Annotated in this window: 1 protein-coding gene; it reads left to right on the plus strand. The window is 45.7% G+C overall.

All coding sequences use genetic code 11. The features are described from left to right. Positions 1–55 precede the first annotated feature (55 nt). Positions 56–702: deoxyribodipyrimidine photo-lyase (locus tag R7190_RS27545; protein WP_318137891.1), on the plus strand; the 647-nt coding region annotated here is incomplete at its 3' end.

Raw genomic sequence — 702 nt, forward strand, 5'->3', positions numbered from 1 at the left:
GGAAGTTATTGAGAAACTTCATCTTGCACAAACACAGATTCAGTAAGGAGACCACATGATTCTGGTTTGGTTTAGGCGCGATTTACGCACGTTAGACCACACGGCGTTAAAGGCGGCACTTGATACAGGACAACCTGTTGTTGCTTGTTTTGTTGCAACGCCAGAACAGTGGCAAGAGCACCACATGGCGCCGATGCAGGCGGATTTAATCGCCAGGCGTCTTGAGCATGTTCATCAAGAGCTCACAGAGCTAAACATTCCTCTTCTATATAAAGAAGTTCCGCGTTTTGACGACTGTACACAAGTCATTTGCGATTGGGCGGATAAGCTCAACGCAACAGCGGTAATGGTCAACATCAATTATGAAGTGAATGAAGTTGAGTTGGATAGAAAGGTATCTCAAGCACTGGATAATCGTGGGGTAGAGTTTCACGCCTTTCACGACAAATGCGTTCATGCGCCAACGACCGTACTCAACAAGCAAGGTGAGTATTTCAAAGTATTTACGCCATTCAAACGAGCATGGTTGCAAAAGTTTTCCTTGCCAACAGTATCCAAGCCTCAGAGACAAAATGAACTGCCTAGTGCGCAGTTAGCAGCGGTAAAACAAGACGGTTTTGATGACGATTTTACGTTCTCTTATCCGAGGGAATCGAGCGAAGCTTGGTGTGCATCGACCAACGACATTCTCAAGCAATTGAG

Source organism: Vibrio sp. 1078-1, from assembly GCF_033340475.1.